This window comes from Mycoplasma phocoenae (genome assembly GCF_012934855.1).
In the GTDB taxonomy this organism is placed as follows: Bacteria; Bacillota_I; Bacilli_A; order Mycoplasmatales; family Metamycoplasmataceae; genus Metamycoplasma; species Metamycoplasma phocoenae.
This window is the reverse complement of the sequence record NZ_CP051481.1, coordinates 40,416-64,190: the sequence shown is the minus strand read 5'-3', so window position 1 is coordinate 64,190 and position 23,775 is coordinate 40,416. Positions and strand designations below refer to the sequence as shown.

Sequence of the window (23,775 nt, the reverse complement as noted above, 5' to 3'; positions counted from 1 at the left end):
TATATGAGTAAATTTACAAAATCATTAGCAAGCACGACAGCTTTAGCTTTAGTAGCTGCTTTATCAGCTGCTACACTTGCTACATACACACTAACTGATCATACTGAAGCTAAAAAAGAAACATATATTGATAAAAGTTTAAAAGAAACACAAGAGTTATTTAACGAACTTAAAGACGATTTAAATTTAACAGATGAACAGTTGAAAGAATTTTCTGATTTAGAGCAAGCTGCTCTTAAAGAATTTAATGATGCAAATTCAGACAGTGTTAAAAAAATAGAAGCCTTAAAGAAACTTAATGACAAATTACAAGAATTAGCAGGTGAATGAGTTACAAACACTCTACAAAAAGATAATTTAACTAAAGAAGATGTGAAAAAATTAGAAACATTTTTAAAACATCAACAAGCACGTTTAAGAGAAAGTGATTTAATATCACAATTTAAATCAGAAAATATCACAAATTTAAAAACTTTCTTCCAAAATATTTGAACTACCTCAAAAGAAGATAATGTAGATTTTTATAACCAATACATTGATAAATTAAATTCTAAATTAGATGAGCAAGAAACATTAATTGCTAAATATTTAAAAACAAAAGATTCTAACGACGAATCTTATTCAGATTATGTAACTGAAATCAAAACTTTATTACCTTCAAAAGCCTTAAGATTTGATCTACAAAATAATATTGATGAAATTGAAACAGCATTGACAGCTAAAAATTTTAGAATTAATGACATTGAGATAAATGAACGTTTATTAATAGAAAAATTATCAAACATAAGAGAAGACAAAACTCAATTACAAAAATTAGCTGATATTTACAAAACAAAATACAACGATTTACAAACTCAAATTTTAAACCACGGTATTGCATTTATAAATGATGCATATAATAAAATTTTTCCTCTAAGTACTGATGATCAATTCGTTGCAAAAATGAACGAATTATCTTCACGTATTAAAAAAGCAACATCTAATGCAGAATTAGATTCAATATTAGATGCTTTAATAAAAATCAAAAAAGATCATAAAATATTAAAGGGTGACATTACTGAATTTTCAATTAAAAATTCACCATTGGCTATTAAATACAAAGAAATTAGTAAATACTTTAGAAATATAATTCAAAACAAATTTGACACTTCTATTCAAGAAGAAGATATTCAATTCGCTGAAAAAGATTTTTATGCCTTTGTGGACATAATTAGTGCCAAGGCTGATGAAAATATTACAAATGATTCAATAGTAGAAAAATTAGCAAGTTTTGTTGGGTCTGTTCAAGCGGACAAACAAGTTATATATCTAAAAAATGCTTTGCAAACTGTGTATGCGAACCCTAAATTAGTTAAAGCTTTATCAAAAGGTATTGTGTCTAAAGAAGAATTGGTAAAAATTCAATTAAATTGTGTTCAAAAAGTTAACAAAATTCAATTTATTGAACAAAGAATAAAATTTGTTAAAAATAAATTAGATAAAGCATCTAAACAATTATCTGGACAATCATTTGTTATTTCTGAGCATGAAAAATTATTATTTAATCAAGGGTTAGACAATTTATTTGAAAACGAAATCAACATAGATACATTAGAAAAACAAATAAATGTTAAATTAAACGATTTAATACAACTTATTAAATCTAGAGTTGAATTGGATGAATTGGAAAAACAAGTAAATGAAAGTATTATTAATGTAAATGACTATTCAAACTTTGTTAAAAACAAATATTTAAGTCCAAAAGCTAAACAATTAGCTACTGATTTAATTGGGCGTATTCAAGATATTAAAATAATCGCCAATGTTAGCGGTGAAGAAATTCTTGCAAAAAAAGAATTGTTCCGTGAACAATTAAGACAATCGCAAAAAAACGAATTAAAACATTTATACATTACAACTAAAGATCAAATTAATAAATTAGCTAAAATTGATGATAATAATGAAATTTTAAGATTATTAAAACAATCTATTGAAAAAGTATCGGACAAATTAACGGTTATTAATAATGAAACTGAAAAAATGTTGTTTGATTTCAATCCGATTGTATCTACAGAATTAGATAACCAAATTAAAAAATACAAAGTTAGTGTAAATTTCCTTGAGGTATTATTAAAACAACAAGAATCAATATCAAACTTCAACAAACAACAAGAAAACATTAAACGTATTTTTGATGAAAATGGTCAAGGTAAAGATTATGTACCAACTGAAAACGAACAGGAACAATTAAACAAATTAGCAGATATTCAAGAACAATTAAATTCTGTTTCTCAAAATATATTGGATGAAATTGATAATCCTTACGGAGATTATCCGGTGGAAGAAACATTAGCAAATATAAATAAAATAAATTCTAAGGTAAATGATATTGCTAAAAAAGCAAACACCTTAAACGATGCTGAAAAACAAATTGCAGAAGCTGATGACTTAATGAATTTATTAAAAGAAAATAATGCTTCTTCATTAGAAAAATACAAAGAAGACTTTGCAAAAATTGAGGAATTAAAACAAAAAATTAAAGAAGCAATTAATGATCCAAATTCTACTCCAGAACAAATTACTGAGCTAACTGCTCAATTAAATAAAGCTGTACAAGTATTGGATAAAAAACGTTCTGAAAACAACTTAAGTTCTTTACTAAGTGATACTGATAATTTTATTGATCAAACATTTAATGGCGAAGATACTGCAGGCAAAAAAGCCTTAAAAACAAGGCTAGAAGCTCTTAAAAAAGTAGCCTCAGAAAAAGGTTTAAGTGACGAAGAAGTTAAAAAATTAAATGGAGAAGTTAAAGCCGTTCAAAAATTGGTTCAAAAAGTTAAAGAAATTGAAGGCGCACAAAAAGATTTTGAAAATAAAAGTGAAGCAATTACAGATGGTGCTGCCGAAGTTGCAAAAGTTCGTACAGATCATTTATCAGCTATAACTGAACTAGATAAACTACTGAAAAAAATAGCCGCAGGAGAAGAAATACCCACAGAAAAAGATGCTACAAGCGTCTTGAATCAATCATTAGAAGATGTGCTAAAACTGGAAGCTGGTTATAAAAAAGATATTATCGATAGAATAAACAGCGAAATTCAAAAAGAAGAAATTAAAAAAACAGATTCATCTTTATCGCCTACTGAATTAGCATTTAATGAAAGTTTAAAAACAATTGATAAATTTGCTAAAGATCCTAATTCAACTCCAAGTGAATTAAAAGTTAATCAAATGTTGGAAAACCAAAAATTAATTGATATTGCCAAACAAGCATTAGTAGAGAGTCAAAAAATTTTAAATGATTCAGCTCTTTCAACAGAAAAAAATAAAGAAGATTCTAATGCTATTGAAGAAGCTATTAATAGAAATTTACCAGGTGAAAACGACACACCTACAACGATAAAAGCTAAAAGAGAAGCTTTAGCTAAAGCAGTGGAAGAAATCAAACAAAAACATAAATTACGTGTTCTATTTGAAAATGAAGTTCCAACAATTGTGCCTTTAGAAGAGTCAAAAAGAGCAATTTTATCTGATTTGGTAAATAACGAGATTAAGAACCTTAAAGATGATTACAATAAAATTTTAGAAAAACAATCCTTTGATGATGGAGAGTTAGAACAATTAACTAAAAATTTAGTAGATAAAATAGAAGAATTAAAACAACAACGTATTGATTTAATTAACGAATACAATCAAAAAGTTGATGATATAAAACAAATGTGTAACGACGATTTTCAAGATACAGCAAAAGGACAAGACGAGTTAAATCAATATAGTGAATTCCCAGAATACAAAAAATCTAAAGATAAATTTGATAAAGCGTCTAAAGATACCGGCAACACTACAATGGAAGATTTAGATGCAATGAAAAAAGATATTTTCAATGCATTCTATGAAGACGTTGTTAACAAAAACTTAAAATCATATGAAGATGAAACATTTAATAAGTTTGGAACAACATCTGCAGATGCAGATTTATTAAGTGACCCAACACGTAGTGGAGAAGCATATCAAAAAATAAAAGCACAAAAAGAAGCTTTTAGAGAACAAATCCAAAAAGATCTTAAAAAATTAAGATCTAATCCAGATGTTACAAAAGATGATTATGATAGATTAACTCAAAGAATCAATGCAGTTAATAAACATATCAATGCCTTAATTAAAGTTGCTGATCAAATGAATCAATATGAAAAATTAAAAGAAAAAAATAATCAAGGAACTTTAAAAGAAATTAATAACGGTATTAAATTATTCAAAGAATTATTAAATAGTTATCCAATCAGTCCTGAAGCGGATGCTTCATTCTTGTCGGGTGATGATCTTACTTCAGAAACTAATGGTAGAACTAAAGATTTATTAGATAGACTAAAAAATACCCAAGATGAATTAAGAACCAAAATTCAAAACAAAAACAAAATAATGGTAGATGGTAAACAATATTTTATTCAACAATCAACAGCTGCCAGTGATGATGTTATTGAAATTTTAAAAGAAGCTTCTGAATCAAATAAAGTTTCAGCATTTATGGATCCTGAATTAGAAGTTAAAACTTCATTTATATTTAATAAATTAGATGAAGAAAATGAAAAACGTACAAAAGAAAAACTTCAAGAAGTTAGTGATGAAATCAACCACATAATTCAAAATAAAGAAGAAACAGCAGCACTTGGTTTACAAGTTGGTAGCGCTTTAAAAATAAAAGAACAATTTAAAGACGGTGCTAGCGAAACAACAGCTAAATACATCGATGAATTAAATGACTTGATTGACAAAGCTAGAATGATGTACGGATCTAAAGATCAAAATGTTACTGAACAATCAATTAAAGAACACATAGGAAAAATTGAAGCAGCTAAACAAAGAATCGTTCAGTCAGCACAAATTTCAAACGTTGTTAATGAGTTGTTACAAATTAACAAAGATATTGAATATCACCAAATTGGTTCAGTAGATGGTAATAATGACACTAAAAACACAGTTAACAGATGATTGGAATCAATAATATCTGATTCATTACCTAATGCTTATATGAGTGATTACGAACGTAAAGAACACTTAAAAGATGTGTATCAAAGAGCATTACAAGCTAAAAACTTTGTCAACAAACAAAAAGCGTTATCAGAACAAATAACTGAGTGAAAAGATTTCATTACTACCGAATCTGTTTCAAATCCAGATTATCAGAATTTACAAACAGACGTCAATAATTTAATTAATGCATTATGAGAAAAAAATCCTAAACTAACTAAAACTGCTGAAGATGCAGATAATGCAGAAATTAAACAAAGTATTGAAGTTAAAGAAACCAAATTACAAAAAATAAAATCTATGTACGCAAGCCGTAAAGAGTCTATTGAAAAATTGAAAAACTTTAAAGAATGAGATGTATACACAAATAGTGCAGACACATACATAAATCTATATTCAGCAACCCAATTAAAATTAGAAGCATATGCTGAAAATATTAGAAATGTTGCAACTGCAAAAGAATTAGACGTTCAAAATCAAAAAATTTCCACTCTAAAAGATGTATATCAAAAATACATTGAATTAGCTGAAAAAACAAACGAAGTAAATGCCTTTGCTTCATCAGTGATGACTAATGAACAAAACATTAGTGATTACAAAACAGATTTAATAAATCGTGCAAATCAAGCTAAAAAAATGTATTCAAGAGAAGATGTCACAGTTGACACGTTAGAAACCAAAATTCAAGAATTAACTTTATATAAAGCAAGAATTGAAACATACAAAAAATGATCTGATGTAAAACAAAAAATTGATAGTGATACAACATTAGACAACAGCGAAAAAGCTGTGTTAAACAAAAAATTACAAAAATTGGATTCTGCATTATCACAAATAACTATTCATGAATCAAACTTAACAGCTGAAAAAGTTGCCGAGATTTCTAATCAATATCAAACAATTATAAATGAATGATTATCTAATGATGTGACAGCGGAAAACAGACAAAATGCAATTAACTTTGTATTTGAAAACTCTAAAAACTTAAAAAATAAAATCAATGAAATTGATGTTTACTTAAGAGAACAAAAAGGTGCCTTGAAAGCTCACTTAGATACAGCAGAAGTAAATCAAAAATACAATGAATTAAAACAACTACAACAACAAGCTAAAAACGCTAACAAGCAAGATCCTAATGATGAAAGTTTAAAAATTAATTTAATTGACGACATTCAAAACAAAATCGATGAATTAATTAAAGTAAAAAGAAATTCAGCATCTACATTAATTTCAAACACACAAGCAATAATTGATCTTTTAAAACATCCTGACAATGCTAAATGAGTTTCTCAAGAAATCACATTTGACAATGTTGAAGAAAAAATTATCAATGCCTTTACTGATGTAAATAATTTAACAATATCAGAAGTTAACGAAAAATTAGAAAAAGCTTATCAAGCATTTAAAAAATTCGTAAAAGACATCCTTACAAACCAAAACGACACTCTTTTAAAACAAGCTAAAGTAATGGATGAATTTATTGAAAACTTTAGTAATGATTCGGACTTATGAACAGTTAAAGGAAAACAAGCTCGAGAAGAAATAGTTCGTCAAAAATCATTAATTACAGCATTTAATACTCACGAAGCAGACGCTATTGCACAAGTAATTGATTCTCCAGATCAAAGAAGCCAGTATATTGGAATTAATCCAAGTAAATCATTCTTAATTGACTTTATTTTGAAAAACATGGAATTGGTGAAAAATGGATCACTATCTGTGGAAAAATTTGTTAATCAAACCAAAGCAGATGTTGAAACACTTTACGGTACAGATGGTATTGTAAATGCAATTAATAATGTTTTTGAAAGAAGAAACGTAATTAGTAACTCATCAACTACATTACTAGAAAAAGCTAACTTAACAAGAACATCTGACATGTTACAAAAAATTAATTCTGTAAGAGAAAACCTAGTTTCAAGACTAGAAGAAATTAAAGCAACAACAAACGCTGTAAAAATACAAAACTACTTACAAGACGCTAAAGAAAATAGACAAAAATACATTGAATTAGTAAATATTTTCAAAAATGAAATTGAACAAGTTTTATCAAAACGTTCAACACTTCAAGAAATTTATGCTGAGTTATTCATGTCAGTAAATTGAAACACAAAAGTAAGTGGTTCAGATACAAGATTAAAAACTTTAGAAGATACATATTCAGCTGAAGTAAACAAAATTAAAAACTTAAAAACACAAATCCATTCTACTGCAGACGCATCCTTCATAGAAGGTAACAACATATTAACTAATATAACTAAAGATAGTATTGATAATATATTGGAAAATATTGACAGTTTTACCACATGAATTACTAAGGATAAACATCAACAGTTATTCAAAAAATTGATTGATATTCAAGCATCAAACGGTAAAAAAGCGTTTGAAGTAGTAAATCCACAAGCTACAACAACTTTAGAAATGTTTGAGCAAGAATTCAATAAAATTAAACCGAGTGAAGACTCAATTTCTGAAATTGATATAACAAATGCATCTTCATTACTCGGTTTATTCGACGAATTTGCATTCACTAAAATTGATGTTAAAGGTGCAAATCAGTCATTCTTTAACCCGTTAAACTTTAAAGTATCAATTGTAAAAGAAAGCGGAAACTGATATACTGCTAAAGAGATGGGAAATGTTGAAACTCATAAAGATGTAATGTTTAAATTCAAATATACTTATAACCCAAGTAATTTACAAACATTCAATGATTTCGATGGATTAGAAATTGTAAAAGATGTAACAATTTCATTTAAAACTAAAAATATAGTAGCAGTACAAGCGGGTACATCTGCTATATTCAACAGCAGTGTTTCAAATGAAGAAAGATTTGGTCTTAAAGCTAAAGTAAAAATAGGAAATGCCTTCGAATTAGGATGAGCATCTAAAGGCTTTGACTTCACAGCAAATAAACAAGCTATTGTAGATAAAATGTTAGAATCATTTAAAAAAGCTTACAAATTATCTAATGATGATTCATTTGCAATTATTGATCACAATGCAAAACAAATTAAATTAGGTGATACAACAGAAGTAGTTCCATTTAATGATGTTTCAAATGTAGGAATGAAATTTGATTTTGCTCCATTATATACATTTGGACAATACTCAATGATCAAACCTTTCAATTCAAAACAAATAATTAAAACATTTGTTAAAGACGGTTCTATCGTTGCTTTAGTAGCGGTACCATCACAATACAGTATAGGATTTCAACAACAAAGTTGAAACTTAGATACTATAACTCTAAATCCAAATAATACTCAAAACGAATCAAAAGTTATGCCTGCCGCAACTATTAACACATTAAAATTCAAATTTGATGTAGATGAAAACGGAAACATATACGCATACATCGACTTCTTTGAAATGAATAATATCGCAAAGGCTAAATCAACAAGTGATTCAAGATATGATAGAGTTGAAACTGGAAATAACAATGAAACCATTTACGTATGAACAAATGAACAATTTTGTTCATGAATATTAGAACGATCAGATTCGTGAGCAAATCTAAATAAACAAAATAATATCTTTACAAGATTAAACGGAAGTACAGCCAATGAGAACCACTTTGCACCATTTGTAAAAACAATGCGTGACGGAGATGTTATTGTTAAAAACGCTCGTTCGTCTGCGATTTATATTCAAGACGGAGTATTAAACCAAAACGACGGAAGAAAATCTGAATTATTCATGTCAGGGGTTGTAGAATTCTTCTTTAATACTAAAGAAAATTAACAACTTTGATGTAATTTCAAAATAGAAAAAATAACATTAGCAAGACTAATGTTATTTTTGTTATAAAAAAATCAAAGCTTTTACCACTTTAATTTTTAAAGCTTAATTGATTTTTATCGCATTTTCAAAAAATTGATCTTCTATTTTTTTACTTCAAGATTTTCTAATATAGCCTATATTAGGCAATGTTTTTTTCAATCAACGTGATGAAATAAATTGAACAATCAATGCGCATGTTAATGCATTGACACTAAAACCAACAGACACCATTAAAGCACAAATGTTTTTGCTTACACCTAAACCATATAATATAAAGCCTATTCCAACGCAAGCACCCATAACGAACCAAAGTGTTATAAAAGATTCTAGTGCACAAATGAATATTGACATTTTAATATTGTTTGTACCTCTAAACAGCAACATACCACCAATACAAAATGAATAAAATACCATTCTTAACATATTAATTCTAATGTATTTGATTACATCATTGGTACGACCTTCGGGTACATATAATAGTTTTATAAAATATTTAGCTAGTAAAGCTACAATAACATAAATAATTATGGAATACATAAACGAAATGAATAAAGTTCAATAATAAGTTTCTTTGACACGTCTATTATTTCCTTGGGTGTAATTATAACTTAATAGTGGTGCAGCTCCATCACTGATTCCAAAAAGAGCTACAAAGAATAAAGTTATTGAAGGAGAAGCTTTAGCTCAATTATAAACATTAATAAAACCGTCTGAATATGGTAATTTATTCAGCAGTACCGTAACAACTAAATTCAATACCGCTACACCTAATGTTCTTACAAATGCACTAATACCCAGCAACATAATAGGCATCAAAATTTGTCAATCCATTTTAAATTTGATCAATTCTTTAAAACTTATTCAAGTATCTCCGTTTTTTGAGTTTATTAATACATAAATAAAGTAAGCAAAAAGGTTAATCGTTCATCCAACTAATGTCGCTAGAGCTCCACCTAATATACCTAATCTAAATACAATGATGAATACAGCATCCAATGCTAATCCAACTAAATTGGCAATTATGGCTCAAATCATTACATAACTGTTTTTTCCTTCAGCTCTAATGAAAAACGACAATAATAAGTACATTCCTTGAACTGCTGCACAAATAGCAAAACAGTATAAATAGCTATTGGCTCAAGCTGTTGAAATGTCATGACTTGCTTTGTAATATTCTACAAAAACTTTAGAATTTGCTACATTGGTTCAATTTGCTGTGTTATCTAACATAATTAGTGCATTAGTATCAAATTTAGTATGACTAGTTATTAATCCTGTTAAGTTTGTTCATATTGCTAGTAATATAATAAATGTTGAAAATAACGTTAATGTTAATGTTGTTCAAAATGACATTGCAAAAAGATTTTTAGCAGTGTTTTCAACTTTTTTTGAAATACATTTAGTGTAATACACACTAGCACCTACTGGTATCAGTAAAGCCAATGCGTTTCCAAAAAGCATAAACGGTATTGTGGCATTAATAGATATAGATGAAACTATATCACTGGAAATTTGACTAATTCTACTATCCGGTTGTACAAAAGAGTTATAAGTTTTTCACATTTCATTAAACGTGCTGTGAGATATTATTGGAGTTCCTTCTCTTAAATATGTGTAAATGTTACCTTGAACTCCTGATAAATCGTCATTAAATAAAGCTATTGTTTTGGGCACAAAATTTAAAATAAAAACCTGATTAAAAAACGAATAAAGACCCATCATCAACATAGATAATAACCCAGGTAACGCAACAATAAAAATAGCTTTTTTAATAGGGGTTTTTTCAAATAGTTGAATAGCTCTGCTTTGGCCTTTGTTTTTTACTTTCATATTTTCTCCTTTCTTATATTATTAAATAATGTCTTTAAAATCAAATTATATAGAAAAACAAAAAATAAAATCAACTTCACATTAAAGTAGCTGATTTTATTTTTTTCTTTATTTGAATAGTTCGTTGTATTTTTTTTCGTCCAATCTTTCAATTATCACTTTTAATTCAATTAAACTTTTTTTGTAAAATTCCTCAAAACCTTTTAATGGAAAGTAATTTCTTTTTAATTTTAATAAATATTTTAAATCCCGATCGTTAAAATGTTTGTAAATCAAATATAGCCTTACATCTTTTTTTAAAAAACTCCAAATTATATGTTTGATTATTAAAAAGTAAACCAAAGAAATAATCAGTGTAAATGTAAATGCATTTATTGTTCATAAAAAGTTGATTTTATTTAAAATGCTCAATGTCGTTATTGTTATTTGGGCACATAAAAATAAAATAATAAAAAATGTATTAAAAATAATTTTCAATTTCGTCATCTTTTTATAAGATGCATTTCACTGTGCTAACTTTTCCTTTAACATTTTATGTCCTTATCAAATATGTGTTCTATATAACCTATAATCATTTGTGTTTGTGATTGATTGATATCAATTCATAAATGATGGCTCACATTATCGAAAGAAATGATTTCAATATTTTGATCATTTGCCACTTTAACGCACGTGTCATAAGGAACGTAAAAATCATTTTTACCAGTAATTATTGAATACTGATGAGTAGAGTTGAACAATGGTCTTATAACAGATTCAGTATATTCAGTATTAAATATTTGTTCAAAACATAAAAAGTGAAATTTATTGTTTTTTAAAAAAAACTTCGCCATTTCAAAATTGATTTTTTCAATACCGGTCTTCATTTTTCCATTTAATTCTAAAATAGAATTTTTAAATGAATTTTCTTTATATTGAGAAATCATTTTTTGATTCAATAAAGGATGAGTGTTTCAATAATAGTTATAAGGGCTCGTTAATATGGCGTATTGAGCATAACCATCAACGACTGCTCTTAACGCACTGACAGCACCTAAACTGTGTGATACAATGATACATTTATTATAACCAATCAGTTTAATAAATTCCCTTGTTATTTGTTGATAAATTTCTAAGCAAACCTTGTTTTCACAAGAAGATGACCCGCAACCCGGAAAATCAAATGTCGCTACATCAAAATCTCTATTTTTTTCATTTATTATTTTTTCAAAAATTTTAAATGAAGAATTAAAGCCATGCAAAAATAATACTTTTTTTGGTTTATTAGTTTGCTCGACATATGAATTTATTTTTTCGCCCAATATTTCAAATGTTATGTTATTCACCATATATAGTTAATAGAATTTCTTCAATTGTCAATCCACCAAACATTTCTTTGATATTAGTTAGATCTTTTAATATTTTTCTAGTAACATCTCTGTTGTATTCAGTATTCAATATTGCTTTTATTGCCTCGTCATGATCAGTTAATGCTAGAAAATCTCCTTCGAAAACTAAATTTTCAAAAACATTTTCTTTAACTGAATATTTCACTTTTAAAATACCCGCATCATATTTAGCTTCATTTGTGACGCTAAATGGAAATTGTTTTTTAAATAATCACTCATTACTTTGACGGTACTTGCTCAATTCTTCAAATTTATCGTCATATTTTTTAGGCAAATCTTCGACTTTGCAATTACCTTTTTTTTCGAAAAATGAAATCATTCCATGAATGAATTCTTCAACAGTCATTTTTTCTTTTAAAACGTCAACAACATTAGTTACTCTTTGACGGGCTGATTTAATACCTTTTGATTCCATTTTAAGTTTTGAAGGTATTAAGTAGTTTCCTAATTTTTGTAAATCAGCATTGAATAAGATGGTTCCATGGTGCACAATTCTATCCCCGACCACGTATTGAGCATTACCCGAAAATTTTAAATCATCAATAACTAAATCATTTCTTCCCTTAAAGTACGCATTGACTCCGATCGATTGTAAAAATTCTAAAATAGGTTGTAAAAATTTTTCGTATGAATGCCCTTCACTTTTGTTTGTTATAAAAGAAAAGTTAATATTACCTAAGTCATGGTAAACAGCTCCTCCGCCACTCAAACGACGCGCTAATTTAACATTATTTTTATTCAATTCATCGATCTTAACTTCTTCGTGTACGTTTTGATTTCTTCCGATAATAACAGCGTTTTCGTGCTGATAAATATATACGATATCTTCTTTTATATCTTTATCGTTAATTAATAATTCTTCCATTACTAGTGTGTAGTATGGTGTATATTTTTTTGCTAAATATATTTTCATATAGCTCCCTTTAATAAATAATTCTATATTAAATTATAGTGTAATTCTAAGTATATTATTTACTAAAAAAAGAATAAAAAAAATGGCGATCGCGGCGGGACTCGAACCCACGACCACATGCTTAGAAGGCACGTACTCTATCCAGCTGAGCTACGCGACCACTTTTTGTATAAACATTTTAGCACAAAAAATTAATAATAGATTTAAAAAACATTAATTCAGATGTATTAAATATCATCTGTTTACAATTTAAAAAACCAATTTACACGTTAATTATGAGTATTGAATGAAATTTGCCTTGATATTTTAGTTTTCTATTCAATTATTTTATAATACATACATCACTAATGAGTATTGAAAAAAATTGATTGAAAGGAAAAATATGGCACAAAAAAAATCATCAACAAATAAATTTTATTTGTCAGAGAAATTTGATAAACAAAGAAACATTACATTTAACTTAAAAATGGCAAAAGTTGATAAACGTGAAAACTTTAAAACATTTAATGAAGCCTTAGAAGCATTTATGAATAAAGCATCTAAACTTGAAGGTGATTCAAAAATATGATTCCACAGAGATGGTGCTTTTCGTGGAAGTGCACCATATGAAAGAGCTAAATTGATTATTGAAAAAGTTAAAGAAGCAAAAGTAAATGATGCAGAAGCTATTACATTCATTAATGAACAAAAACTCGTTGATACTAAAGAAACCAAAAAAACAAAAAAACCAACTACTCTTAAACAAGAAAAAGTTAAAGAAAATAAACTAGAATCAACAAAAGAAATTATTGTTGAACAAGTAAGCGATACAGTAACAACAAAACCGAAATGAAATAAATGATTTATTGCGTGAGTATCATTAATAATGATAGTGGCAGTAGTTATTATTACCTTATGCTTATTACACTATTTTGAAATTATTTAAAAAAATAGGTTCCCCTATTTTTTTTGTTTAAATATTTTATTTCCCAGTTCAATATATTTATTAATTTTTTCTTCTAAATTTTTAAACGCTTGTTCATACATTGATTCGCTATATATGTCAATACCTGCATTTAATAAAATATCAGCCGGATGTTGACTGCAGCCTGCAGATAAAAATTTATCAATATAATCATTCAATACTTGTTTACCATTTTGTTGATATTGATTGTAAAATGCGTTAGCTACAATATATCCTAATGCGTATTTATATACATAAAAGTTATAGTAAAAATGTGGAACAGTAACTGAATACACATTGTATTTATCGCCTGTTTTTAAGCCTTTTTTAGTCGTTGAATATCTATTCATTACATCTATATATAATTGTTCTATTTGTTCATAACTTGCCAAAGGAACGTCATTGTCCAATGCTTTGTATAACTCGTATTCGTAATTGCTTCATGAAGCTTGTCTAAATACAGTACCAATAAAATCATCAATACTTTTTGAAACAATATTGAATTTTTCTTTATCAGTATTAGCTTTATTCATTAAATAATCTGTCAATAATAATTCATTGAATATTGATGCAATTTCAGCTAAAAATATTGGATATTGACTTAAATTGATTGGTTGTGTTATATCACTGAAATATGAATGCATTGAATGACCCATTTCATGACATAAAGTTCCGACAGAGTCTAATGTGTAATCTCAATTCATCATAATATATTTTTTATCAATACCGTATGAACCACCAATTGAATAGGCACCTGTCGCTTTATTCGGGAAGTTCATAAAGTCCGCTCAGTTTTCGTCCATCGCTTTGTGTGCTATCTTTGTGTATTTTTCTGGAAAAACTTTAACAACCTCCTTGAAGATTCCCTTTCCTTCATTGACTGAGTAAACACTTTTAACCTTGACAAGGTCTACATATTTGTCTCATTTTTGTGCTTTTTTATTGAATTTTAATTTATAGAATTTATCGTATGCATTTGAATATTTTTTCAGCAATTTAGAATTCTTAGAAACATTTTTGTAAATTATCTCTAATAGTTCTTCTTTGATAAAATCTTCACTTATTAAAGATTCAACACTTGAATTGAACCTTCTTATCTTAGCATTTACTGAAATTTGTTTGAAATGTTGTAATAATAGTTTAGATAATGTTTGTCTATGTTTATACGTATCCACTATATAATTTTTATATGTTGTTTTTCTAATGTTTTCATCTTTATTTTTCAATAATTGAATTCTATTTCCATCAGTAATTTTAATTTTTTTACTTTTTGAATCAGTAGCAAATCCACGATCTAATTCAGAGCTGTCCAAAATATCAAAAATATTTTCTAAACTTGGAACACCCTTAGCCGTTTGATTAATATATTCTTCTGCATCATCAGATAGTTTATGTTGTAATTCATCGATAAATGTTTCAAAATCTAATTTGTAATTTTTAAATTCATCAAGGTCTTTTCAAACTTTAATTTTATCTATATTTTTTGCCATTCTGTTAGCTTCTGAACCAAATTTAATAGAATATTTTGCTGATTTATTTTCAAATTCTTCTAATAATTCATTCATCTTAGGATCAACAACATTTACTGATAAATTATTAGATAAATAATTATTAATTTTATATTCAATTTCTGTGTGTTTATCATTCAATTTTAATGAATTTAAAAAACTATCTGCAGATTCATATTTACTGTCTTTTATTTCTATTAATTCATCGTAAATACTAAAATATTCAGACAATAAATCTGAATATGTTTTATCTTTTAAAATATCATTTAAATCTCAACGATATTCAGTCTCTACTTGTGTATGAGAACTGTATTTTTTATTCATTACTCATCTTCCTTAACGTAAATTAATGATTCAACGTTTGTTTTTAAACGTTCGCGTGAATTAAATCCCCCTAGTTCCATTAAAACAACAACTCTCAAAACTTCAACACCTTGTTGAGTTAAAAGTTCAATAATAGCTTCTAGTGTACCTCCAGTAGCAAGCACATCATCAATGATAACTGCTTTTTGACCCGGTTTGGTTACACCTTTTTGTAGTTCAAGTACATTTCTACCGTACTCTAAACCGTAATCACAAGAAATTACTGGTCCTGGTAATTTACCAGCCTTACGAACCATAATAAATGGTTTTTTAGTTAATGCAGCTACAGGTGTTCCGAATAAAAATCCTCTTGCATCTGGTCCGACAATGATATCTGCATCCTCAGCTAATTTAGCCATTTCGTTTATTGTGTAACTTAAAGCTTCTCCATCAGCTAATAAGTATGATATGTCTTTGAATAAAATCCCTCTTTAGGAAAATCTTTAACTGTTCTTATTAAATTTTTTAATTCTAATTTGTTCATAACTTGTTTATTATAATGTTAATATGTAATTGAATTAATAAAACAATTAAAAAAAGAACATTTTTTAAGAATGTTCTCATTTTTTTTAATATTAAATTGTCGTTTTTAAAAATTCGCCAATACCATTTTCGTTATTAGAACCTATTACAAATGTAGCTTGATCTTTAATAACGTCTCTGGCCTGTCCCATACAAGCTGAATATTTAGCAGCTTTAAACATTGGTAAATCATTGTTTTCATCACCGAACACACATGTATCTTCTAAAGAAATAATATTGTTATTTGCTAAATACAGTAAACCAGTTCCTTTATCTGTGTTTTTTGGAATAATGTCAAGTATTGCTCCATTTGATTGAAGTGGATAACAATCACCTAAATTATTCAATTCTTTTTTAATGTTTTCTAAACTACCCATCACCTCTTCAATAATGCAGACAATTTTAACAACTTCTTCTTTGGTAATATCGAAGTTATCATCCATACGTTTAACGTTGGCCTTGTATTGATCTTCAACTTTACTTTGTGTGTCAGTCATAATTCCAATTCATTTTCCATTTGGAATAAAATCTCTAACAAAAACAGTTTCAGGTGTATATACAATAAATGTTGCTTTCTCCTTCACTAAAACATCGTGTGTTTTTTTGGCATCTATTGAGTTAATCATACGTTTAGAAATGATTTCATTTTTTTGATAATCATAAATAATCGCACCATTACAAAATGATGCTGGAAAGTCCGGCTTTAATTCTTCAATATATTTTTTAGCAATTAGTGGAGTTCTTCCGGTATTAATTGAGAATTTTTTTCCTTGTTTTCTTAATTCGTTAATAGTTTGTAATGTTTTTGGGTTAATAGTTTTACTTGAGTCAAGTAATGTACCATCTAAATCAAATATAAAATTGTTTAAGTTTTTAAAGTTCATAAGCTTATTATAGATTATTATTTATTATTCTTTTAATTATCTTAATAAATAAAAAAATTAAAAATATAAAATTTATATATTGTATTAACAACAAATTATTAATTACATTGGAAAGGGTGCTATGACTAAACCAGACTTAAAAAAAGGATTAACTACAGAGGAAGCTATTAAATCTCAAAATCTACACGGGGAAAATAAATTATCAGAAAAGAAACAAAAAAGTATTTTTTTAATTTATTTAGAACAATTCAAAGATTTAATGGTTTTACTATTAATCGGAGCAACTATTGTTTCTTTATCAATGGCAATATATCACGGAGTTACTGATAATTGAAATTGAACAAAAGATAACAGATCATTAATTATTTCGTTCATTGAACCTTTTATTATATTATTTGTAATCACAACTAATGCGCTTGTGGGTACTATACAAGAAATTAAAAGTCAAAAAGCTGTTGCGGCATTGAAAAATATGTCGCCACAAATGTCCAAAGTATTAAGAGATGGAAAACTTCAAATAATTAAATCAGAAGATATAGTTATTGGAGATATTTTATTTATTGAGTCCGGTGATATAGTGGGAGCTGATGGTGTGTTAATTGAGTCACATAATTTAGAATGTATTGAATCTTCGCTTACTGGTGAATCTTTGCCCACATCAAAAAATGCTAATGTGGCGGTTGACTATAATTTAGCATTAGCTGATCAGAAATTTAAAGTATTTAGTTCTACTTCAGTATCTAGTGGTAATGCATGAGTGCAAGTTACCGAAATTGGAGATAACACTGAAATAGGAAAAATTACCCAATTAATAAATAATGAACAAGTAAATCCAACACCGCTTCAAATGAAAATCAATAAGTTAGGAAAATTATTTGGTTATGCTGGAATAATTTTATTTGTTTTATCAATTATTGCTCAAATAATATTTCAAGCTATTGATGGTTCATCATTTGTATCTGCATCATTTTGAGCAATAAGTTTAATAAATGCAATCTCATTAGCAGTAGCTGCAATACCGGAAGGACTGGTTGCTTTTACAACTATTATTCTTTCTTTAAATGTTAAAATGATGGCAAAAGAAAAAGCGATTGTTAAATCACTAATGGCAGTTGAAACATTAGGGTCAACAGCAATTATATGTTCTGATAAAACGGGTACACTGACTGAAAACAAAATGACATTAGTCAATGCTTACGCAAACAAAAATTATTTACAAAAAACAAGCAACGTTGAAGAATTTAAACAACTGTTAACATTATCTTCATTATGTACAGAAGCAAACATTTTTATGGAAAACGGTCAATTAAAAGAAGTTGGTGATCCTACAGAATTAGCCTTACTACACGCAGTTGAAAAATATTTTGGTAAACATCAATCAAAAATTAAAGAAACTTATCCAAGAATTAAAACAATTCCATTTGACAGTGATCGAAAACTAATGTCAAGTATTAATATAATTGACAATAAACATTTCCTAATTACCAAAGGAGCGCCAGAAAGTATTAATAATATTTTAGCTAATGAATGCATGGATATTGAAACAGTCAATGAAGGTTGAGCGAATTGCGGATACAGAGTTTTAGCTATCTCTGTTAGAGAATTAACTACATTTGAAATTGCAAATCTTAATAATTTAAATCTATTAGATCTTGAAAAAAACATGAATTTCGTTGGGATGATTGCGCTAATTGATCCTCCTCGCGAATCTTCCAAAAAATCTATTGAATTATGTAAACAAGCCGGTATTAAACCAATTATGATAACTGGTGATAACATAATTACTGCAACATCAATTGCTAAAGAATTGGGTATTTATAACGAAGGAGATTTATCTATAACAGGAGTTGAGTTAGACAAAATGTCTGACGAACAGTTGTTTGAAAATATTGAAAAATATTCTGTGTATGCTCGGGTAGCTCCTAAAGACAAAATTAGAATTGTTAAAATGTGACAAATGAAAGATCAAGTAGTTGCGATGACGGGTGATGGTGTAAACGATGCACCTGCGCTAAAAGCAAGCGATATTGGATGTGCGATGGGTATTACTGGGACTGAAGTGTCTAAACAAGCGGCTGATTTAATACTGGTTGATGATAATTTTTCAACAGTAGTTAAAGCCGTAGATAACGGTAGAAAAGTTTATCAAAAAATTCGTAATGTTATTCAGAATTTATTGATAACATCAATTGCAGAAATCGTTTTAGTTTTCTTCGGATTATTGATATTCAGAGCCGTGTTTAATACAACCATAAAAAACATATTATTATCAGACGAAAGATTTTCATTCTTTATTTTAAGTGCGACTCAATTATTATGAATTAACTTATTTACACACGGATTCCCTGCAATAGCTTTAGGTATTCAAGAAAATAAAGAAAGTTACATGAATATAAGACCCCACAGTAAATATGAATCAATATTTGCGAGAGGAATGGGATGAAACACATTGTGACAAGGAGTCTTTATAGGTTTATTGTCATTAGTTGGATATTATGTTGGTGCAAAATATGCACTGAATCCAGCAAATAATATTGATCCTAAAAACTTTGTTAAAGTCGGATCAACAATAGCATTTTTAATTATTGGTATAGGAGCTACATTTAATTCTCTGAATTTAATGACAACCAAAAGCATTTTTATTTCAAATCCAATTTTTTATTGAAAGGTTTATGCTTCAGTAATTTTTTCAATAATTTGCTTATTAGTAGTTGTATTTATAAAACCGATTGCTTCAGTATTTTCAATATACACAAATTTTGTTGATGATCCTAAATTAGTTGCAATCGCCTTTGGTTTAACAGCAATAATTATTCCAGTATTTACAATTCACAAATTAATTTCTAATTTAATAAAAAAACAAAAAAATAAATATCAAAAAATCGAAAAATTTGAATTAATTAAAAAACCAAAAAGTTTTTTTAAAAACAAGTAAAGCAAAAATATAAAATTTAAATAAGGGGGGAATAATGAATAAAATTTTTAGTGTCATGAACTGAAAGCTAAAACTATTAACTTTTTTCTGTATTTTATTCACCGTATTAACTGTTTTTGCTACATTACTTTTTCCTAATTTAATAGCTCAATTAATTGGGTTAACGGCTTCTAAAAACATTGAACAAGGATTGGATATTCAAAATAGAGAAATTCATTTAACCTTTATAGGGTTTATTAAATTAGGTCCATATAAAGATATATATGAAGCAACAAGAAAAATGATCCCATTGTTTCTTGGAATATTATTCTTAGGGTTTTTATTTAATGTTATTTCAAGCATACTAGCCAATTACGTGTCTGTAAAAACTTCGTTATTGCTAAGACAACAATTATTTGAACATATTCAGGGTTTGAACCAATCTCAATTAAATAAATTATCTAGTTCAAGACTATTAATCAATTTAACAAATGACATTGAAAAAATTGAACAGGGATTATTTTTATCATTGAAAGCACTATTACTAGGGCCGCTTTATTTCATTGGTGGACTGGTGTTTGCTTTATTAACTAATTTAAAACTATCAATTTCATTCGCTGTTCTTATTCCGTTGCTCGTGATAACATTAGCTATTGTCGCTTGGAAGGGTCTGCCTTTATTTAAAAAGCAACAAGACGTTACTGATAGTATAAATATGAATACTAAAGAAAGCATTGCCGGAATCAAGTTGATTAAATCTTATAATTGCCAAAATTTTATTGCTAAACGATATGAAAGAGTTAGCCGTAAATGAGCTCAAATAGGTATTAAAGGTTTATTGATTCAATACCTTGGACAAATTAGTGTCGTATTGATGATAAATTTAGCTACAGTCACAATACTAGCTGTAAGTGCCAGTCCTTTGATGAGGCCAGATCTTTCCAACCTATCTCAAGAAGCAATAAAAATAGCGCAAAGCGAGTATCAAAACTTTATTGTTTCAATCAATTCTTTTATCGGGTATTTATGAACCGTTACAACTGGATTTATTATGACTATATTTATTTTAGTTTTTTGTTTTAGAAGTCATGTCTCAGCTAAAAGATATTACGAAGTTATCGCGCATAAAAACACGTTATTAACAAATCCAAACAATGAAAAAAATATTGAAAAAGGGGATATTGAGTTTAACAATGTTTCATTCAGATATTATGAATCTTCAATTGAGCCAGTATTGAAAAACGTTTCATTCAAAATTAAATCAGGTGAAACAATTGGGATAATCGGTCCAACAGGAAGCGGTAAAACATCATTAGCTAAATTAATTACTCATGAGTACGATGCGCAAGAAGGTAAAATATTCATTGATGGCCAATTAATTCAAGAATATAATCAAACAAATTTAAACAAAGCTATTACTCATATTTATCAAAAACCTTTTCTATTTTCAGGTTCAATTGAAAAAAATATGCGTTTAGCAAATAGCGATGCTACTGAACAAGAAATTTATGAAGCATTAAAAATTTCATGCATTGATGATTTTGTAAAAGAACAAGATACTCAATTGAATTATGAAATTTCTCAAGGATCTACAAATGTTTCTGGAGGTCAAAGACAAAGATTGTTTATTGCTCAAGGTTTATTGAAAAAACCAAAAATCCTTATTTTAGATGATTCAACAAGCGCTTTAGATAACAAAACAGAAAAAAAAGTTAAACAATCAATTATTCAAAAATATAAAAATTTAACAACATTCATAATAAGTCAAAAAATAACATCAGTTAAAGATTGCGACAAGATAATTGTTCTTGAAAATGGAGTTATTACAGGTTTTGATACACATAATAATTTATTGAAAAACCACGCTTTATATAAAGAAATAAATGTTTTACAAGGGGGTGGCAATGAATAAAAAATCTTCTAAAAACATTTTTCATTTTTGAAAAGAATTGCGTTATTTACTCAAATTATACGATGTAAATAGATGAATAGTTTTACTGATATTTTTAATATCGACAATAGCGAGTGCAACTAGTATAGCGGCTAATATAATATTTGCTTATATTATCGATAACTTCTTATCGGAAAAAGCATTGATGAAACCTTTTGATAATACAAACTTTATATGAGTTTTAATATATTTAATTGGTTGTTATGTGTTTGGCGAATGCTCTTTAATGATCACTCATTGATTTACTGTTGTAACAAGTCAAAAGGTAGCGCATAAAATACGAATGAAAGCGTACAAAGCAATAATGAGCATGCCTGTGTCCTTTTTTGAAAAACAACAACGCGGAGCTCTAATGAGCACATTAACAAATGATGTTGATAATGTTGCTAATGGTTTATTAGTTTTAATAGGTCAGTCGATGGTTACATTTAATTACACATTCTTGTGTTTAGGATTTATAGCATATTTTTCACCTTATTTATTTTTAGTAACAATAGCAACTTTACCATTATTTGTTATTATTATTGGTATTTTTGTAAAGCTTTCAATGCCTTACTATAAAACAAAACAAAATCAACTAGCAAAAATGAATTCTTATACCGAAGAAGTTATAAATGGGCAACACGTATTAAATAGTTTTAATAAAAACAAAGAAACTATCGAAAATTTTCGTAAGCATAATAAAAATTTATTTAAACCAACATTGAAAGCAAATATAATAAGCGGTATATCATATCCAATTGGTTATTCGTTATCGAATGTTATGATTTTGATTGTAATAAGTGTGGGTATTATTCTTTCTATTAATGGTACGACAGGTGGAAATGGAATGGTATCGGTAGGTTCATTAATTGCAGTTTATACTTATATAAGGTTATTTACGAATAAATTAATGGAATCATTAAATGTTTTTCAATCCACTCAACAGGGAGTGAGCTCTAGTTCAAGATTAAAAGAATTGATTGAATTAAAACCTGAATATGAAAACGAAAATTTAATCAAAATAACAAGCACACATGGCGATGTCGAATTTCAAAATGTATCATTTAGTTACACAAATGATTTGAAAAACTTACAACTTAAAAACGTATCATTCAAGGCAAAAAAAGGCGATACTATCGCAATTGTGGGTGCTACAGGAGCTGGTAAAACAACAATAGTTAATTTATTATCAAAATTTTATTTACCAACACAAGGTAAAATTCTTCTTGATGGAATCGATATTGACAGTATAAATTCAAACAACTTGCGTACTCACATTTCAACCGTTCTGCAAGATGTGTTTTTATTCAATGATTCAATTATGGAAAATATAAGATATGGTAATTTAGATGCCACAGATGAAGAAGTGATTGAAGCATGTAGATTATCGCATGCGCACGATTTCATATTAAAATTAGAAAATGGATATCAAACACAAATTTTAGAAGAAAACAATATTTTGTCCCAAGGGGAAAAACAACTAATTTCAATATCAAGAGCAATACTTGCAAATAAAAATATATTGATATTAGATGAAGCCACGTCCAATGTAGATATTCAAACAGAAAAAGAAATTCAAAAATCCATTATCAACTTAACAAAAGAAAAAACATCATTTATTATTGCTCACAGATTGTCCACCATAATTAACGCTACAAAAATCTTAGTGGTTAAACAAGGCGAAATTATTGAACAAGGAAATCATGAAGAATTAATACAACTAAACGGTGAATACAAACAAATGTATGAATCAGGGTATGAAAATAACGAATAGGGAGGCTTAA

General features: G+C 27.7%; 11 protein-coding genes and 1 tRNA gene. 5 read left to right on the top strand and 7 right to left on the bottom strand.

Features of this window, described 5'->3' with window-relative positions; genetic code table 4:
* Nucleotides 1-3: 3 nt before the first annotated feature.
* A complete protein-coding gene (locus HGG69_RS00225; RefSeq protein WP_169604811.1) occupies nt 4-8,754 on the top strand; it encodes a rhoptry family protein in 8,751 nt (2,916 codons plus the stop codon).
* A gap of 102 nt (nt 8,755-8,856) precedes the next feature.
* On the opposite strand, the gene HGG69_RS00220 is transcribed toward HGG69_RS00225, so the two are convergent.
* From HGG69_RS00220 to HGG69_RS00205, 4 genes are all read right to left on the bottom strand, one after another.
* On the bottom strand, nt 8,857-10,623 hold the full coding sequence (locus tag HGG69_RS00220) for an MATE family efflux transporter (protein ID WP_169604810.1): 1,767 nt from the start codon (nt 10,621-10,623) through the stop codon (nt 8,857-8,859).
* Nucleotides 10,624-11,147: 524 nt separating this feature from the next.
* A complete protein-coding gene (locus tag HGG69_RS00215; protein WP_169604809.1) occupies nt 11,148-11,951 on the bottom strand; it encodes an alpha/beta hydrolase in 804 nt (267 codons plus the stop codon).
* The gene (locus HGG69_RS00210; protein WP_169604808.1) at nt 11,941-12,924 is read right to left on the bottom strand and encodes a lipoate--protein ligase; all 984 of its coding nucleotides are present in this window, start codon (nt 12,922-12,924) and stop codon (nt 11,941-11,943) included. The genes HGG69_RS00215 and HGG69_RS00210 overlap by 11 nt, the downstream gene beginning before the upstream one ends.
* An 83-nt stretch (nt 12,925-13,007) precedes the next feature.
* Nucleotides 13,008-13,084 (bottom strand) — tRNA-Arg (locus HGG69_RS00205).
* Nucleotides 13,085-13,306: 222 nt separating this feature from the next.
* Between HGG69_RS00205 and HGG69_RS00200 the strand changes: the two genes are divergently transcribed.
* On the top strand, nt 13,307-13,849 hold the full coding sequence (locus tag HGG69_RS00200; protein ID WP_169604807.1) for a hypothetical protein: 543 nt from the start codon (nt 13,307-13,309) through the stop codon (nt 13,847-13,849).
* A gap of 14 nt (nt 13,850-13,863) precedes the next feature.
* Here HGG69_RS00200 and HGG69_RS00195 read toward each other — a convergent pair whose 3' ends face one another.
* The 3 genes from HGG69_RS00195 to HGG69_RS00185 form a co-directional block, all read right to left on the bottom strand.
* Nucleotides 13,864-15,699 carry a M3 family oligoendopeptidase gene (locus tag HGG69_RS00195; RefSeq protein WP_169604806.1) on the bottom strand — a complete coding sequence of 612 codons (1,836 nt, stop codon included), beginning with the start codon at nt 15,697-15,699 and terminating at the stop codon, nt 13,864-13,866.
* Nucleotides 15,699-16,106 carry an adenine phosphoribosyltransferase gene (locus HGG69_RS00190; RefSeq protein WP_336508887.1) on the bottom strand — a complete coding sequence of 136 codons (408 nt, stop codon included), beginning with the start codon at nt 16,104-16,106 and terminating at the stop codon, nt 15,699-15,701. Before HGG69_RS00190 ends, HGG69_RS00195 begins: the two co-directional genes overlap by 1 nt.
* Before the next feature lie 207 nt (nt 16,107-16,313).
* Entirely contained in the window at nt 16,314-17,144 is an 831-nt protein-coding gene (locus HGG69_RS00185; RefSeq protein ID WP_169604805.1) for an HAD family hydrolase, read from the bottom strand.
* 121 nt (nt 17,145-17,265) lie between these two features.
* Between HGG69_RS00185 and HGG69_RS00180 the strand changes: the two genes are divergently transcribed.
* The 3 genes from HGG69_RS00180 to HGG69_RS00170 are packed head-to-tail and all read left to right on the top strand — an operon-like array spanning nt 17,266 to nt 23,765.
* The gene (locus HGG69_RS00180; protein WP_169604804.1) at nt 17,266-20,079 is read left to right on the top strand and encodes a cation-translocating P-type ATPase; all 2,814 of its coding nucleotides are present in this window, start codon (nt 17,266-17,268) and stop codon (nt 20,077-20,079) included.
* Nucleotides 20,080-20,113: 34 nt separating this feature from the next.
* Entirely contained in the window at nt 20,114-21,970 is a 1,857-nt protein-coding gene (locus tag HGG69_RS00175; RefSeq protein WP_169604803.1) for an ABC transporter ATP-binding protein, read from the top strand.
* The gene (locus HGG69_RS00170; RefSeq protein WP_169604802.1) at nt 21,963-23,765 is read left to right on the top strand and encodes an ABC transporter ATP-binding protein; all 1,803 of its coding nucleotides are present in this window, start codon (nt 21,963-21,965) and stop codon (nt 23,763-23,765) included. The genes HGG69_RS00175 and HGG69_RS00170 overlap by 8 nt, the downstream gene beginning before the upstream one ends.
* Nucleotides 23,766-23,775 lie beyond the last annotated feature (10 nt).